General features: G+C 72.7%; 13 protein-coding genes. 3 read left to right on the top strand and 10 right to left on the bottom strand.

The window, feature by feature from the left end; translation table 11 throughout:
• Window positions 1–25: 25 nt before the first annotated feature.
• From LTL01_RS08200 to sucC, 10 genes are all read right to left on the bottom strand, one after another.
• Window positions 26–553, bottom strand: coding sequence for a methylated-DNA--[protein]-cysteine S-methyltransferase (locus LTL01_RS08200; protein ID WP_053548480.1), 528 nt, complete (start codon window positions 551–553; stop codon window positions 26–28).
• Window positions 550–2,106, bottom strand: a complete 1,557-nt coding sequence (locus LTL01_RS08195; protein ID WP_236968202.1) for a DNA-3-methyladenine glycosylase 2 family protein — start codon at window positions 2,104–2,106, stop codon at window positions 550–552. Before LTL01_RS08195 ends, LTL01_RS08200 begins: the two co-directional genes overlap by 4 nt.
• 85 nt (window positions 2,107–2,191) lie before the next feature.
• Window positions 2,192–3,796, bottom strand: coding sequence for a bifunctional phosphoribosylaminoimidazolecarboxamide formyltransferase/IMP cyclohydrolase (gene purH / locus LTL01_RS08190; RefSeq protein ID WP_053548482.1), 1,605 nt, complete (start codon window positions 3,794–3,796; stop codon window positions 2,192–2,194).
• Window positions 3,797–3,826: 30 nt separating this feature from the next.
• The gene (purN, locus tag LTL01_RS08185) at window positions 3,827–4,429 is read right to left on the bottom strand and encodes a phosphoribosylglycinamide formyltransferase (RefSeq protein ID WP_236968152.1); all 603 of its coding nucleotides are present in this window, start codon (window positions 4,427–4,429) and stop codon (window positions 3,827–3,829) included.
• A 9-nt stretch (window positions 4,430–4,438) separates the two neighbouring features.
• Window positions 4,439–5,800, bottom strand: coding sequence for a cell division protein PerM (locus LTL01_RS08180; RefSeq protein WP_236968151.1), 1,362 nt, complete (start codon window positions 5,798–5,800; stop codon window positions 4,439–4,441).
• A gap of 31 nt (window positions 5,801–5,831) precedes the next feature.
• Entirely contained in the window at window positions 5,832–7,409 is a 1,578-nt protein-coding gene (locus LTL01_RS08175) for a polysaccharide deacetylase family protein (RefSeq protein WP_236968150.1), read from the bottom strand.
• A complete protein-coding gene (locus LTL01_RS08170) occupies window positions 7,406–8,020 on the bottom strand; it encodes a hypothetical protein (RefSeq protein WP_236968149.1) in 615 nt (204 codons plus the stop codon). The genes LTL01_RS08175 and LTL01_RS08170 overlap by 4 nt, the downstream gene beginning before the upstream one ends.
• Before the next feature lie 56 nt (window positions 8,021–8,076).
• Complete coding sequence (locus LTL01_RS08165) at window positions 8,077–8,517, bottom strand: nitroreductase family deazaflavin-dependent oxidoreductase (protein ID WP_236968148.1); 441 nt, start codon at window positions 8,515–8,517, stop codon at window positions 8,077–8,079.
• 100 nt (window positions 8,518–8,617) lie between these two features.
• A complete protein-coding gene (gene sucD / locus LTL01_RS08160) occupies window positions 8,618–9,520 on the bottom strand; it encodes a succinate--CoA ligase subunit alpha (RefSeq protein WP_236968147.1) in 903 nt (300 codons plus the stop codon).
• A gap of 25 nt (window positions 9,521–9,545) precedes the next feature.
• A complete protein-coding gene (gene sucC / locus LTL01_RS08155) occupies window positions 9,546–10,712 on the bottom strand; it encodes an ADP-forming succinate--CoA ligase subunit beta (RefSeq protein ID WP_053548488.1) in 1,167 nt (388 codons plus the stop codon).
• 153 nt (window positions 10,713–10,865) lie between these two features.
• Between sucC and LTL01_RS08150 the strand changes: the two genes are divergently transcribed.
• The 3 genes from LTL01_RS08150 to LTL01_RS08140 all read left to right on the top strand — a co-directional run bounded on the left by LTL01_RS08150 (window position 10,866) and on the right by LTL01_RS08140 (window position 14,298).
• On the top strand, window positions 10,866–11,537 hold the full coding sequence (locus tag LTL01_RS08150; protein ID WP_053548489.1) for a TetR family transcriptional regulator: 672 nt from the start codon (window positions 10,866–10,868) through the stop codon (window positions 11,535–11,537).
• 258 nt (window positions 11,538–11,795) lie between these two features.
• Window positions 11,796–13,031 (top strand): acyl-CoA dehydrogenase family protein, encoded by a 1,236-nt coding sequence (locus LTL01_RS08145; protein ID WP_236968146.1) that lies wholly within the window; start codon window positions 11,796–11,798, stop codon window positions 13,029–13,031.
• Between the two features lie 115 nt (window positions 13,032–13,146).
• Window positions 13,147–14,298 carry an AI-2E family transporter gene (locus LTL01_RS08140; protein ID WP_236968145.1) on the top strand — a complete coding sequence of 384 codons (1,152 nt, stop codon included), beginning with the start codon at window positions 13,147–13,149 and terminating at the stop codon, window positions 14,296–14,298.
• Window positions 14,299–14,300 lie beyond the last annotated feature (2 nt).

The raw sequence follows: 14,300 nt of genomic DNA, 5'->3' as shown, positions 1-14,300 counted from the left end.
CGCCCGGAGCGGACGCGACAGCCTTCTACCGTACGCCCGCGGCGACAGTCTGCGCAAGCGCTTTCTCACGCGCGAGGAGGCTCTGCTTCACCGCGACGCCCCATGCGAAGCCGCCGAGGGACCCGTCGGCGCGGAGCACCCGGTGGCACGGCACGAAGAGCGCCGGGGCGTTCCGCGCGCAGATGGAGGCCGCCGCCCGCACCGCCCGCGGGGCGCCGAGGGCCGCCGCGAGTCCGGTGTAGGTCAGAGGAGCGCCGGGATCGATGCGGCGGAGGGCGTCCCACCCGGACCGCTGGAGCGGCGTCCCCCACGCGCGGACGGCCACCCCGTCGATCGCGCGGAGGTCGCCGGCGTAGTAGTCGGCGACGGCGGTCGCGGCATCCGTCACACCGTCGTGGATCGCGACCGGACGGTGAGCCGGCGACAGGCGCGCGACGAGGGCCTCGCGGTCGTCGGTCCACCCGGAGGCGAGGACGGCCCCGTCGACGGCGTCCGCGAGGAGGGCGAACGGGCCGTCGGCGGTGTCGACGACCTGGAACAGGGCGGAGGTCATGCGGGTGCTCCTTGGGGGACGGGATCGGCGGTCGCGACGCGGGCGGGTGCGGCGGCGGGTGCGGCGGCGCCGGCGGGCGGGACGGGGACGGGCGCGCGCCAGGAGCGCGTCACGGGCGCGGCGTACCAGAAGTGGGCCATCGCGTAGCTGCGCCAGGGGGCGGTGCGCCCGGCCCACGCGGTGAACCCCGCCGGATCGGAGGGGAGCCCGAGGTGCCCGGCGCCGGTGCGGGCGGCGACGTCGCCGGGCAGCAGCACGTCGGGGTCACCGAGGACCCGCATACGGACGTAGTCCGCGGTCCATGGACCGACGCCGCGGAGGGCGAGGAGCCGCGCGCGCTGCTCGACAGGGTCGTCGCCGGGACCGAGCGCGAGGGTGCCGTCGGCGAGCGCCGCGGCGGTGTCGATGATCGCCCGGATGCGGGCACCGGGGCCGCGCAGGACCTCGGCGCCGCGATCGGCGATCACCGCCGGGTCGGGGAAGAGGATCGACGCCTCCTCCCCCGTCTCGATCCGATCGCCGAGCGCCGCCGCGAGCCGCCCCTGGAGGGTGCGGGCGGAGGCGACGCTGATCTGCTGGCCGATCATCGCCCGGAGGAGCATCTCGGGAGCGTCGATCGCGCCGGGGACGCGGACGCCGGGGATCTCGGCCACCGCGGGTGCGAGCTCCGGATGGCGCGCAAGAGCCTCGTCGACGGCGAGCGGATCGGCGTCCAGGTCGAACAGCCGCCGCACCCGCGCCAGGAGCGGCGCGAGGTCGGCGAGCACCGCGGGTCGCGCCCGAAGGCGGAGTCGGCCGTCGGCGGTCTCGTGCACCTGGAACCAGGCTGGCCCGCCCGCGAGTCGCACCGTGCGCGAGAAGCTCGTCGTATCGCCGTGCTCGACCCCCGGGACGGCGTGCGCACGCATCCACCCGAAGAGCCCGGCGGTGTCGACGGGGTCGCGCCGCGGCAGCGTCAGATCGATCGTGCCCGCGACCGGCGCCTCGGTCGCCGCACGCGGACGCCGCGCGCGCAGCTCGGTGGGCGGCATCCCGAACACCTCGCCGATGGTCTCGGTGAACTGCCGGATGCTGGAGAACCCGGCCGAGAAGGCCACCTCCGCGGCCGAGAGCTCCGTGCCGACGAGGAGCGTGCGTGCGGTGTGCGCCCGCTGCGCGCGGGCCAGGGCGAGGGGACCGGCGCCGAGCTCGCTCGTGAGGAGTCGGGTCAGATGCCGCGGCGAGTACCCGAGGCGCCGCGCGAGACCCGGGACGCCCTCACGGTCGACGACCCCGTCGGCGATCAGTCGCATGGCGCGGGCCGCGGCATCCGACCGGAGATCCCACGCGGGAGACCCGGGAGCCGCCTCGGGCAGGCAGCGCTTACAGGCGCGGTACCCGGCCTCGTGCGCGGCGGCCGACGTCGGATAGAACGTCACGTTGTCGGCGCGGGGCGTGCGGGCGGGGCAGCTCGGCCGACAGTAGATGCCGGTCGTGCGCACCGCGGTGACGAACTGCCCGTCGAAGCGGCGGTCGCGCGCGTGGATCGCGCGGTACCGCTCGTCGAAGGTCATTCCGGGGTGCACTCCCCCAGCCTGACACGCCCCGCCGACACCGGCTGGCGGAAATCGGACACGACGGTGACCGCCGCCTCGGGGGTCAGTGGAAGAAGTGGCGCTCCCCGGTGAAGAACATCGTCACGCCGGCCTGGCGAGCCGCCTCGATGACCTCGGCGTCGCGCACCGATCCGCCGGGCTGCACGATCGCCGACACCCCGGCATCCAGCAGCACCTGCGGTCCGTCGGCGAACGGGAAGAAGGCATCGGATGCCGCGACCGCGCCCCGCACACGATCACCGGCGCGCTCGACGGCGAGGCGGCACGAGTCCACCCGGTTCACCTGGCCCATGCCGATGCCCACGGTGGCGGAGTGCTTCGCCAGGACGATCGCGTTGGACTTCACCGCGCGGCAGGCCTTCCAGGCGAAGATGAGGTTCGTCATCTCCTCGGCGTCGGGGCGCTCGCCGGAGACCAGCTCCCAGTTCTCCGCGACCGACTCGATGTCGTCGGGGAAACGGTCGGCGTCCTGCAGCAGGAGGCCGCCCGAGACGAGCCGGACGTCCATGCGCTCCTGCTGCCAGTCCGCCGGCAGCTGCAGGACGCGCAGGTTCTGCTTGAGGCGGAAGACCTCCAGGGCCTCCGGCTCGAAGTCGGGTGCGACGATGACCTCGGTGAAGATGTCGCGGAGGTTCTCGGCCATCTTCAGCGTCACGGTGCGGTTGGCCGCGATCACCCCGCCGAAGGCCGAGACCGGGTCGCACTCGTGCGCGCGCAGATGCGCGGAGGCGATCGGGTCGAGAGCGTTCGGCGCGGTCACGGCGATGCCGCACGGGTTCGCGTGCTTGATGATCGCCACGGCCGGCTTGACCATGTCGAACGCCGCGCGGAGGGCGGCGTCGGCGTCGACGTAGTTGTTGTACGACATCGCCTTGCCCTGGAGCTGCGTCGCCTGCGCAATGCCGTGCCCGCCGACGCGGGTGTAGATCGCGGCGCGCTGGTGCGAGTTCTCGCCGTAGCGCAGGGTCTCCAGCCGCTCGGCGGTGATCGTCAGGTGGTTCGGCAGGCCTTCGCCGGCGAGCGTCTCCTCCGCGAACCAGGTCGCCACGGCGCGGTCGTACTCGCTCGTGTGGGCGAAGGCGCGCGCGGCGAGGTCGCGACGCTGATCGAGGTTCGTACCGCCCGCGCGGACGGCGTCGATGATCGCGGGGTAGCTCTCGGGCGAGACGGCGATCGCGACGTTGGCGTAGTTCTTCGCCGACGCACGCACCATCGCGGGGCCCCCGATGTCGATCTGCTCGACGACCGCGTCGCCCTCGGCGCCCGAGCGCACCGTCTCGACGAACGGGTAGAGGTTCACCACGACGAGTTCGAAGGGCTGGATGCCGAGCTCGCCGAGCTGTGCGCGATGGTTGTCCAGACGGAGATCGGCGAGGAGGCCCGCGTGGACGCCGGGGTGCAGGGTCTTCACGCGGCCGTCGAGCGACTCGGGGAAGCCCGTGACGGCCGAGACGTCGGTGACGTCGTGCCCGGCATCCCGGATCGTCGCCGCCGTCGAGCCGGTCGAGACGATCTCGACGCCGGCTTCGGCGAGGGCCGCGGCGAGCACGAGCAGATCGGTCTTGTCACTCACCGACAGCAGCGCGCGACGGATGGGGACCACGTCGCGGGGGGTGTAGAGGGCGGGGTCGTGCGTGGGGCCTGCCATGGCGGTCTCCTCGGAGGATCGGACGGGAGGTCAGGATGCCGACGCCCGGCCGGCGGCGGCGAGGTCGAGGTCGCCCGTCGCGACGCGGCGGACCACGTCGATCAGAAGGCGGCGTTCGACGGGCTTGATGCGGTCGTGGAGGGCGTGCTCGTCGTCACCCGGGAGTACCGGGACGCGCTCCTGCGCGAGGATCGGCCCGGAGTCGACACCGGCGTCGACGAGGATGACGCTCGCGCCGGTCTGATCGACGCCCGCGGCCAGGGCGTCGCGCACGCCGTGGGCGCCGGGGAACTCCGGCAGATAGGCCGGGTGGGTGTTGATGATCCGCGGACTCCACGCGGCGACGAGGTCAGCGGGGAGGAGCCGCATCAGCCCGCTGAGCACGACGAGATCCGGCTGCCAGACCGCGAGCTGCGCGCCGAGCTCGGCGCCCCACGCCTCGCGGGAGTCGAACTGCTCGAACGGGACGAGGAAGGTCGGGATGCCGAAGTACTCGGCGTGCCCGAAGCCGTCGGCCTCGCGGTCGGCGCCGACGACGATCACGCGCGCGGGGAAATCCGGTTCGGCCGCCGCTTCCAGCAGAGCCCGCAGATTCGACCCGGCGCCCGAGATGAGGACGGCGACGGTGAGCACCGGGCAAGTCTAGCGGGGAGGGTCCTCGCCGCCGGATCCGCGGAGATCGGAGAGATCCTCCGTGACGTCGTCCGCGGGATCGGGCGCGGGGTCGGCGAACACCACGGAGGCGGGCGCACGGTCGAACGCGCCGCGATCCTCGTCACGGTACGCCTCGTCCGTCTCGTCGCCGTCGAGCCCGCGCGGGGAGAGCAGGAGGATCGCCGCGCCGACGACCACTTCGAGTCCGAGGACGAGGGCGAGGGGTCCCGGTTCCGGTCCCACCCGCTCGAAACGGCCCGGGCCGATGCCGCCGGAGGTGACGACGGCGAGGAGAGCGCCGATGCCGGCGGCGAGGAGACCGAGCACCCCGGCGACGATCGCGCGGGTGGCGACGGGGGCGTCCTCCACCGCGCCGTCGCGCAGACGGCGGCGCACGATGAGCCCCGCGAGGGCGCCGACCCCCACGGGGAGGAGACCGAGGAGGAGCAGCCACGGCGACGTGCCCGAGGGGAGCAGCCCGAGGATCGGGATGCCCGGCACGATTCCGGCATCCGTTCCGCCCGGTGCGATCGCCGTCCCCTCCCCCAGCGTGAAGCCCGGGCCCGCGGCGAAGGCGACCCCCCAGCCCCAGAGCGTGGGGAGGTAGAGGAAGGACCCGAGGGCGAGCACCAGCGATCCGACCAGATCGACGCCGGCGGCCTGGGTGAGCGAGATGACCTCCCCCATCCCGGCGATGACGGCGGCGACGACCACGAGACCGCCGAGCCCGACGACACCGGCCGCGATGACGGCGAGACCGGCGGCGGTCGCGCGCACCGCCTCTTCCGCGCGAGCACGCTCGAGGCGGTCGCGGACGACGGCGACGGGACCGGCATCCGCGTCGTCCCACTGCGCCACGATCGCCGCGACGACGGCGGGAACGGCGAAGACGAGCGCGGGCAGGACGATCGCGAGCGCGGGGTCGGCCACCGCGACGTCGGTGCGGGCGCTCAGGGCCACGAGGGTCGCGATGGCGGCGAACACGACGCTGCCGGCGCTCGCACCGACCAGCCCCGAGCCGGCGTCGGCGGCCCGGCGCCCGGATCGTGCCGCGAATACCGCGGTGAACCCCGCGAAGGCGAGCGGGGCGAGCGAGAGCGGGAAGGATGCCGCGGCGGGGTCGACGCCGATCGCCGCGACGTACTCCGGCGGCAGGGTGATCGCCAGCGGAACGAGGTGCCCCAGCTGCCACACCGTCCCCGCGGCGGGCCACAGCGTCCCGAGGTCGGGAAGGCCGTCGAAGCCGAACACCCACAGAAGGGTCAACGGGGCGAGGGATGCGGCAAGGCCCACGACGGCGGCGATGACGGCGTCGAAGGCGGCGAGGAGGACGATGGTGAGGCGATACATGCCCGATCGACCCTACCCACGGGCGTGCCGCTCACGGTGCGGCGCGCCACGCTCCGGATGCCGGGAGGTCGCCGTCGAAGAGCTGGGTGATCGTCGCGGTGGAGAAGCCGCGGTCGCGGAGGCCGGAGACGATGGCGGGCGTCGCCGACACGGACCGCTCCTGGGTGTCGTGCAGGAGGATGATCCCGCCGACCGTCGCCCCCTCCACCGACCGCGCGATGATCTCGGACTCCGCCGGCCCCGCCCAGTCGCGCGTGTCGACGGTCCAGATCATCGCCGGCTCCCCCGCGGCCGCGAGCACCTCCGCGGTGAACTCGCCGTAGGGCGGACGGAAGGTCGCCACCGGCTGACCCGAGAGCGAGCGGAGGAGCGTCGTCGTCCGCCCCAGCTGGTCGCGGACCTGTTCCGCCGTGAGCGAGGGCAGCGACGGGTGGTTCCAGGTGTGGTTGCCGATCTCGTGGCCCTCGACGGCGGCGCGGCGCACCGTGTCCGGGGCACCCGCCGCGTACTGACCGAGGACGTAGAGCGTCGCGCTCGCGCGGAGCTCGGCGAGCTCGTCGAGCAGTCGCGGCGTATGCACGGTCGGCCCGTCGTCGTAGGTGAGGGCGACGCACGGGACGAGGGCGCAGTCGAGGCGGTCGAACCCGGCGGGAACCGCGGGAGGGCCGGAGTACGGCTGACCGACCGCGGCGAGCACGGCGGACCCGAGCGGGGTCACGAGCGCGGCGGCGCGGTCGGCGGGAACGGCGACGGTGAGCGGCTCGGAGGTCTCCGCCGCGCCGAGCGAGGCGAGTTCGGGAGCGCGGAAGCCCGCGGGGATCGTGAACGCGAGCCCGCCGTCCGGCCCCGGAACGGTCGTCGCGAGGGCCGTGCGCAGCACCTCTCGCTGCTCATCGCCCTCGAACGTCGCCGCCGCGAGGCTCAGGGCCCCGGCATCGCGCCGCAGCGCGTCGACGATGTCGGCACCGAGCGCATCGAGCGCGTCGTCCTGCCAGAGTCCGGACGCGGGCGACACCTCCCCCGTCACGGTGTCGACGTAGAGGATTTCGATGCGGTCGGCGGCGACCGCATCCGCGGTACCCGAGACGACCCGCATCCGCTGCGCGAAGATCGACCCCGCGGCCACGACGACGTCGCAGACGACGGCCGTCCCCGATCCGCCGTCCGGGCCGAACGCGGGGTCGGCGAGGATCTCGGCTGCCGTGCGCGTGGTGGATCCGGCGACGCACGTGCGGTCTTCCAGCCCGGCCCCTTCGGGGTGCGCGGCGGGCCGGTAGGCGACTCCGGCCGTCGCGCTCTGCGCGGCCACCGCGTCGCGGACGATCGCCTCGACGGCATCGTTGAAGCGGTCGACGACGGCGCCCCGGCCGGGGAGCTGGGACCAGCGCGCCTGGATGCCGACGGCGTCGTTGCGGATGCGCTGGGCCGTGAGGGATGCCGCCACCGCGGTCGTGTCGACGTCCACGACGTCGGGCTCGGCGACGACCCGGACCGTCGCCGCGCTCCAGTCCGGGGGCGTCCATCGGGGGTCGCCGACCGGGGCGCACCCCGCGAGGAGAAGCGCCGCGACCGTGAGGGCGAGCACTCCGCGTCCGGCGGGGCGCGTCACGGGCGCACCCCGTCGAGGAGCTGGGCGAGTGCCGCGCGGTAGCGCGCAGGATCGACATCGTCGCGGATGCGGGTCTCGACCACGACGCTTCCGCGCGCCTCGGCGGACTCCGCGACGGCCGCTACGGTGACGGACGGGTCGACGTCGACGTGGACCGCGAAGGTCCCCGAGGCGAGGGTTTCGCGTCGCTCCGCGCCCGGTGCCGCCCCGATCTCGTCGGCGATGCCGGGCACCGCGGCGGCGAGCGCCTCCTCCGCCGGGACGGATGCCGTGCGCACACGCGCCTCGAGGGCGGCGTCGGGCGTGCGGACGAGGATCTCCTCCTCGCTCTCGCGCACGACGATCCAGCCGGCCGGAACGATGACCGCGGCCCCGGCGTCCGCGCCCGCGCCCAGCGGCTCGGCGGCGACCCCGTCCGCGGTGGAGCTGGCGAGGTTGGCCACGGAGGGCGGCACGGCGATGAGCGCCCCCACGGCAACGACCGCGGCCACCAGCAGGGCACCGACGATCGCCGCACCCATCGCCCACCCGGGCGACGGACGGAGGGGCCTCTCCGGGCCGGTGGCGGCGGGCGCGGCATCCGTCGTCGCTGCCTTCGCGCCTCCGCCCATGGGGGGAAGTGTAGGGGGTGACGCGGACGCCCGGACCGATCCCGGGCGGACCGTGATCAGTCCGTGAAGGGTTCCAGGAGGAAGATCGGGATGCGGCGCTCGGTGCGCTCCTGGTAGGCGTCGTAGTCCGGCCACACGGCGGTCGCGCACTGCCACCACTCGTCGCGCTCGGCACCGTCGAGCTCACGGGCGAGGTAGTCGCGTTTGTCGGCCCCGTCCTGCAGCTCGACGTGCGGGTTCTTCACGACGTTGTGGTACCACGCGGGGTGTTCGGGTGCGCCGCCCTTGGAGGCGACGACGAGGTAGCGCCCCTCGTGCTCGACACGCATGAGCGCGGTCTTGCGGAGCCCGCCGGATTTCGCCCCGACCGTCGTCAGGACGATGATGGGGACGCCCCGCAGGAGGTTGTCCTCGGTGCCGCCGGAGGCCTCATAGCGCTCGGCCTGTGTGCGGGCCCATTCGGACGTGGACGGCTTGTATTCTCCGGTCAGCGGCATGGTCCCCACGTTACCCGCGCGGATGCCGCGGCGGATCGGCGAACGCCCCGCCGGCCGGAGCCGAACGGGGCGTTCGCGCGGTGTCCGCGGGGTACGCGGATCAGAGGGATTCGATGATCTCCCGCATGAGCGACGCGGTCTCGGACGGGGTCTTCCCGACCTTGACACCGGCGGCCTCGAGGGCCTCCTTCTTCGCCTGGGCGGTGCCCGCCGAGCCCGACACGATGGCGCCGGCGTGGCCCATGGTCTTGCCCTCGGGGGCGGTGAAGCCCGCGACGTAGCCGACGACCGGCTTGGTGACGTTGGCCTTGATGAACTCGGCCGCGCGCTCCTCGGCGTCGCCGCCGATCTCGCCGATCATGACGATGGCCTTGGTCTCGGGGTCGGCCTCGAACGCCGCGAGCGCGTCGATGTGCGTGGTGCCGATGATCGGGTCGCCGCCGATGCCGATCGCGGTGGAGAACCCGAGATCGCGCAGCTCGAACATCATCTGGTAGGTCAGCGTGCCGGACTTCGACACCAGGCCGATCGGGCCCTTGCCGGTGATGTTGGCGGGGGTGATGCCCACGAGCGCCTCGCCGGGCGTGATGATGCCCGGGCAGTTGGGCCCGATGATGCGGGTCTTCTCGCCCTTGCTCTTCGTGTACGCCCAGGCCTCAGCAGTGTCGCCGACAGGCACGCCCTCGGTGATGACCACGAGGAGCGGGATCTCGGCGTCGATGGCCTCGATCATCGCGTCTTTCGTGAAGGCCGGGGGCACGAACGCGATCGAGACGTCGGCTCCGGTCTTCTCCATCGCCTCGGCGACGGAGGCGAAGACGGGGAGCTCGACGGTGTTCCCGGCGGCGTCGACGTGCGAGACGGTGGTGCCGGCCTTGCGGGCGTTGACACCGCCGACGACGTTCGTGCCGGCCTTGAGCATCAGCGCGGTGTGCTTGGTGCCTTCACCGCCGGTGATGCCCTGAACGATGACCTTGGAGTCCTTGGTGAGGTAGATCGACATGTTCTGGTCCTTTTCGTGGTGACGCTCAGGCGGCGGCCAGCTCGGCGGCCTTGTCGGCGCCCTCGTCCATACCGGCGGCGAGGGTGACCAGGGGGTGGTTGGCGCCGGCGAGGATCTCGCGGCCCTCCTCGACCTGGTTGCCGTCGAGGCGGACGACGATCGGCTTGGTGGCGGTGTCGCCGAGGATCTCGAGGGCCTTCACGATGCCTTCGGCGACCGCGACGCAGGAGGTGATGCCGCCGAAGACGTTGACGAAGACGCTCTTGACCTGCGGGTCGCCGAGGATGACGTCCAGGCCCGCGGCCATGACCGTCGCCGAGGCGCCGCCGCCGATGTCGAGGAAGTTCGCCGGCTTGACGCCGTTGTGGTTCTCGCCGGCGTAGGCGACGACGTCGAGCGTGGACATGACCAGGCCCGCGCCGTTGCCGATGATGCCGACCTCGCCGTCAAGCTTGACGTAGTTGAGACCGGAGGCCTTCGCCTTCGCCTCGAGCGGGTCGGCGGCATCCTTGTCTTCGAGCTCTTCGTGCTCGGGGTGACGGACCTCCGAGGCGTTCTCGTCGAGGGTGACCTTGCCGTCGAGGGCGACGATGTTGCCGTCGCCGTCGAGGATGAGCGGGTTCACCTCGACGAGGGTCGCGCCCTCGCCGGTGTAGACCTCGTAGAGCTTGACGAAGACGTCGGCGACCTTCGGAGCCAGCTCGTCGCTGAACCGCGCGGCGCGGGCGATCTCGAGGGCCTTGGCCTGGTCGATGCCGGTGAGCGGGTCGACCTCGACACGCGCGAGCGCCTCGGGCTTCTCGACCGCGAGCTGCTCGATCTCCATGCCGCCCTCGACGCTCGCGAGCGCGAGGTAGGAGCGGTTGGCGCGGTCGAGCAGTACGGAGAAGTAGTACTCCTCCTCGATGCGTGCGCCCGCGGCGACCATCACGCGCTTGACGATGTGGCCCTTGATGTCGAGGCCGAGGATCGCCTTCGCGGCCTCGTAGGCCTCGTCGGGGGTCTTGGCGACCTTGACGCCGCCGGCCTTGCCACGACCGCCGGTCTTGACCTGGGCCTTGACGACGACGACGCCACCGAGCTTCTCGGCGGCCGCTTTCACCTCCTCGGGGGTGTCCGCGACGATGCCGGCAAGAACCGGCACCCCGTACTTCTCGAAGAGGTCTCGTGCCTGGTACTCGTACAGATCCACAGTGCAGTCCTTCGGTGGGGCGAATGTGGGTGGGTGACGCCGAAAGAATCTCGATGTCGAGAGATCGACAGGTCTCCCAGCCTACTACCGCGCGCAGACGGGTCCGTCCCGCCGGGATCGGGCGGACGGCGGCCCCGGCGCTATGCTCACTGCATGATCGAGATGCCACCGGCGGGTGGCGCGAGTCACGATGTCGTGGCTGCCGCGCTGGACCTCTTCGCACGCCAGGGCTTCGACCAGACCTCCGTGGAGCAGATCGCCCAGGCCGCCGGTGTCTCGCGATCGACCTTCTTCCGCCAGTTCGGCGGGAAGGACGACGTGGTCTTCGCCGACCACGAACTCCTGCTCGCGCAGGTGCGCGATTTCCTCGCCGGACCGCACGACGATCCGTGGGACGCGGTGTGCGAGGCCTCGCTCCTGGTCTACTCCCACTTCGCCGCCGACCCCGAGCTCGCGCGTCGGCGGTACACCGTCGTGCGCGGGGTGCCGGCGCTCCGCGATCGCGAGATCGTGACGGTCTTCCGCTACGAGCGCCTGTTCGACGAGTACCTGCGCGCGGCGATCCCCGGGCTCGACCCGCTGGATGCCGTCGGCTTCTCCGCCGTCGTCACCGCCGTGCACAACCACGTGCTGCGGCAGCTGCTGCGCGGATCCAAGCGTGTGCCGGCATCCGTCCTCCGCGGTGCCCTCGACGACGCCCGCCGCCGGTTCGGCGTGCACCCGGACGCCGAGGCCGCCCCCGACGACCTGGTCGTCGCCGCGTTCCCCCGCACGATGCCGCGCGCCGAGATCGCGCGCCGCCTCGCCGCCCGCCTCGACGGCTGACTCCCTTCCCGCCGCTCCCTCGGCGTGGCCGCCTGCCCGCGCGCGACGCAGGGCACCCGCCCTCCGTGTGAAGAACGCGGGAGAAACCGACGCCCGCGCGGCGTGTCGGGGCCGGAAACGTCGATATCACCCAGGGGTTTCACCGCCCCCGGACGCGCCCACCTCGGTGCACGCGAAAGCGCGGCACTCAGTCCACACCTCACTGAGACTCGGTACCACTAGACTAGCCAGCGCCCGCCGACCCCAGGAGTCCCCCGCATGAGCGACGAATTCCAGCCCCGCCCCGGACAGAGCGTTCCCCGTTACGACCTCGCCGAACGTCTGGACACCGACTACTACGCCGTGTTCGCCGACATCCCCGCGGCCGACCGCGAGGTGTGGAACCGCGCGAAGGCCTTCGTCGACGGCCTCGGCGACCGGATGCAGCGCGCCTGGGATGCCGCGGAGTACCCGCTGGATCTCGCCATGAGCCTCGGCGCGCATGATCTCTTCAACGACGGCATCGAGCACCCCGACCTCACCTTCTTCTCCCCGCTGGCCGCGGGTCTGGTGAACATGGAGATCTCCCGCGGAGACGGCTCGCTCGGAACCGTCGTCGCCGTCCAGGGCGGCCTCGCCCTCCGCACCCTCGCGGCCTACGGCAGCGCCGAGCAGCAGGCGCGCTGGCTCTCCCCCCTCGCCCGCGGCGAGGTGCCCGGCGCCTTCGCCCTCACCGAACCGGACCACGGCTCCGACTCGGTGGGCCTTGCCACCACCGCGCGGCGCGAGGGCGACGAGTGGGTGCTCGACGGCGCGAAGAAGTGGATCGGCAACGGCGCGTCCGGCGGCGTCACCTTCGTCTGGGCGCGCGTCGACGACCCCGATGCCCCCGAGCACGACGCCGTCCGCTGCTTCCTCGTCGAGCAGTCGGTGCCCGGGTACACCGGCACCGTCATCGGCGGCAAGGCGTCGCTGCGCGGCATCCATCAGGCCCTCATCACCCTCGACGGCGTGCGCCTGCCCGCGGACGCCGTCCTCCCGGGCGCGCGGAGCTTCAAGGACGCCTCGCGCGTGCTGTACGCCACCCGCTCGGGGGTGGCGTGGTCGGCGCTCGGTCACGCGACGGCCTGCTACGAGGCGGCGCTGTCGTACGCGCAGCAGCGCACGCAGTTCGGCAAGCCCCTCGCCCGGTTCCAGATGGTGCAGGAGCGGCTCGCGCAGATGCTCGAGGAGCTCACCGCGATGCAGCTGTACTGCCGCCACCTCGCCGACCTCGAGCGGTCGGGCGGACTCCGCCCGACTCAGGCGTCGCTGGCGAAGTACCACAACACCCGCGCCGCGCGGCGGATCGCGCAGACCGCCCGCGACCTGCTCGGCGGCAACGGCATCCTCATCGAGTACGGCGTGATGACGCACATGGCCGACATCGAGGCGATCCACACCTACGAGGGCACCGAGTCGATCCAGGCCCTCCTCATCGGGCGGGACATCACCGGGATGAGCGCCTTCGCCTGAGGCTCTCGGAACGGATGCCGCGGCCCGACGCGACCGACGCGACCGGGACTATCACCGCGGGTCGAGCGCGGCAAGCCGTCGAGACGACGTCCGCGCGACGGCTACTCTCGCACCCATGGGCCTGTTCCGTGGTGAGCCGAAGACCGTCCGCATCGAGAGCGAGGGCGTCGAGCTGAAGGCGTCGCAGCCGCCGTTGCGTCAATGGGCCGACGGCTTCGGCATCCTCGCCACCCGGGCGCTGCAGGTCATCCTCGTCGTCGCCGTCGCGGCGGGGATCATCTTCGCGATCCAACAGCTCACGCTGGTGACGATCCCCGTGGTGATCGCCCTCATCCTCGCCTGCGCGTTCGCCCCGGTGATGAGGTGGATGCGGGCAAAGGGGGTCCCGTCGCTCCTCGCGACGATCCTGGCGCTGCTGACGATCGTCCTCCTCCTCACCGGTGTCGGCTGGCTCATCGTCTGGGCGGTCCGCGACCAGTGGGACGACCTCTACGCGCAGGCGGAGGACGGCCTCCGATCCCTCATCGACTGGGCTCAGCAGCTGCCGTTCGCACCTACGCAGGCGCAGCTCGACGAGTGGTTGGACACGCTCGTCGACTTCGTCACGAGCGCGCAGTTCGGCTCGGGCGCGCTCGCCGGCGTGAGTGCCCTCGCGAGCTTCGTCACGGGGCTCGTCCTCATGGTCGTGACCCTCTTCTTCTTCCTGAAGGACGGCCCGCAGCTGTGGGAGTTCCTCCTCCGCCCGTTCCGCGGCGAGCACTACGCCCGCGGCCGCCGCATCGGCGACAAGACGGTCACGGTCCTCGGCTCCTACGTCCGCGGCACGGCGACGGTCGCCCTGGTCGACTCGATCGGCATCCTGATCGGTCTGCTCATCCTCCAGGTGCCGCTGGCCGTCCCGCTCGCCGTCCTGGTGTTCCTTTTGGCCTTCATCCCGATCGTCGGCGCGACGCTCGCCGGCACCCTCGCCGCGCTTGTGGCTCTGGTCGCCAACGACCTCGTCACTGCCCTCCTCGTGGTCGGCGTGGTCGTGCTGGTGAACCAGCTCGAGGGGAACCTCCTTCAGCCGGTGCTGATGAGCCGGGCGATGAAATTGCACGCCTTCGTCGTCCTGATCGCCCTGACCATCGGCACGGTCCTCGGCGGCATCGTCGGCGCGGTCCTCGCCGTGCCGATCACCGCCGCGGTGTGGGGCGTCATCCAGGTGTGGGACGGCCCGAACACGCCGGCACGCTGGGCGCGGCCGAAGAAGACCGTCGACGCTTGACC

The sequence above is a fragment of the Microbacterium aurantiacum genome (assembly GCF_021654035.1).
In the GTDB taxonomy this organism is placed as follows: domain Bacteria; phylum Actinomycetota; class Actinomycetes; order Actinomycetales; family Microbacteriaceae; genus Microbacterium; species Microbacterium aurantiacum.
Note: the sequence above shows the minus strand (reverse complement) of the source record. Positions and strands in the feature narration are given on the sequence as shown.

What these genes read in the sequence shown, in the direction of transcription:
- LTL01_RS08200 (WP_053548480.1), bottom strand. Translation starts at nt 553, where the DNA reads ATGACCTCCGCCCTGTTCCAGGTCGTCGACACCGCCGACGGCCCGTTC.
- LTL01_RS08195 (WP_236968202.1), bottom strand. Translation starts at nt 2,106, where the DNA reads ATGACCTTCGACGAGCGGTACCGCGCGATCCACGCGCGCGACCGCCGC.
- purH (WP_053548482.1), bottom strand. Translation starts at nt 3,796, where the DNA reads ATGGCAGGCCCCACGCACGACCCCGCCCTCTACACCCCCCGCGACGTG.
- LTL01_RS08180 (WP_236968151.1), bottom strand. Translation starts at nt 5,800, where the DNA reads ATGTATCGCCTCACCATCGTCCTCCTCGCCGCCTTCGACGCCGTCATC.
- LTL01_RS08170 (WP_236968149.1), bottom strand. Translation starts at nt 8,020, where the DNA reads ATGGGCGGAGGCGCGAAGGCAGCGACGACGGATGCCGCGCCCGCCGCC.
- LTL01_RS08165 (WP_236968148.1), bottom strand. Translation starts at nt 8,517, where the DNA reads ATGCCGCTGACCGGAGAATACAAGCCGTCCACGTCCGAATGGGCCCGC.
- sucD (WP_236968147.1), bottom strand. Translation starts at nt 9,520, where the DNA reads ATGTCGATCTACCTCACCAAGGACTCCAAGGTCATCGTTCAGGGCATC.
- LTL01_RS08150 (WP_053548489.1), top strand. Translation starts at nt 10,866, where the DNA reads ATGATCGAGATGCCACCGGCGGGTGGCGCGAGTCACGATGTCGTGGCT.
- LTL01_RS08145 (WP_236968146.1), top strand. Translation starts at nt 11,796, where the DNA reads ATGAGCGACGAATTCCAGCCCCGCCCCGGACAGAGCGTTCCCCGTTAC.
- LTL01_RS08140 (WP_236968145.1), top strand. Translation starts at nt 13,147, where the DNA reads ATGGGCCTGTTCCGTGGTGAGCCGAAGACCGTCCGCATCGAGAGCGAG.